General features: G+C 69.7%; 1 protein-coding gene. It reads left to right on the top strand.

Annotation, left to right across the window (positions count from 1 at the left end; genetic code table 11):
• Positions 1-1104, top strand: a 1104-nt coding sequence (locus tag OZ10_RS20155; protein ID WP_039566891.1) for a putative Ig domain-containing protein, incomplete at both ends; no start/stop codon positions are given.

Below are 1104 nucleotides of genomic sequence, written 5' to 3'. Positions count from 1 at the left end.
GGCGGTGCCACGCGTGGCACCGCCTACAGCCAGGCACTGAGCGCCAGTGGCGGTACCGCGCCGTACACCTACGCGATTGCCAGTGGCGTGTTGCCGGCGGGCCTGACCCTGGCCAGCAACGGCACGCTGTCGGGTACGGCGACGGTGGAAGGCACATTCAATTTCACCGTGCAGGCGACCGATGCCAACAGCTTCACCGGCACGCAGGCATATGCGCTGACCGTGGCCGGCCCGAATCTGGTGCTGCCCGCATCCACCTTGCCGGCCGGCACGGCAGGGCAGGCGTACACCGCGGCGATCACTCCGGCCACCGGCGGTACTGCGCCCTACAGTTATGCGTTGAGCGCAGGCACCCTGCCGGCCGGTGTGGTGCTGGACACGGCCACCGGTGGACTGAGCGGCACACCCACCGTGGCGGGCACGTTCAACTTCACACTCACCGTGTCCGACAGCACGCCCAGCCCGGCCGCGCAGGCATCGCGCAGCTATGCGCTGACCATCGCGGCACCGCAGATCGTGGTCGCACCGACCACGGTGCCAGGTGCCACGCGTGGCACTGCGTACAGCCAGGCACTGAGCGCCAGTGACGGTACCGCGCCGTACACCTACGCGATTGCCAGCGGCGTGTTGCCGGCGGGCCTGACCCTGGCCAGCAACGGCACGCTGTCGGGTACGGCGACGGTGGAAGGCACGTTCAACTTCACCGTGCAGGCGACCGACGCCAACAGCTTCACCGGCACGCAGGCGTATGCGCTGACCGTAGCTGGCCCGACCCTGGTGCTGCCTGCATCCACCTTGCCTGCGGGCACGGCCGGGCAGGCGTACACCGCGGCCATCACTCCGGCCACCGGCGGTACTGCGCCCTACAGTTATGCGTTGAGCGCAGGCACCCTGCCGGCCGGTGTGGTGCTGGATGCGGCGACCGGTGGACTGAGCGGCACACCCACCGTGGCGGGCACGTTCAATTTCACCCTTACTGCCTCCGACAGCACGCCCAGCCCGGCCGCGCAGGCCTCGCGCAGCTATGCGCTGACCATCGCTGCCCCGCAAGTCGTGGTCGCACCGACCACGGTGCCCGGTGCCACGCGTGGCACCGCCTACAGC

Source organism: Xanthomonas cannabis pv. cannabis (assembly GCF_000802365.1).
In the GTDB taxonomy this organism is placed as follows: Bacteria; Pseudomonadota; Gammaproteobacteria; order Xanthomonadales; family Xanthomonadaceae; genus Xanthomonas; species Xanthomonas cannabis.
The sequence above is the reverse complement of the archived record's forward strand: the minus strand, read 5'-3'. Positions and strand labels throughout refer to the sequence as shown.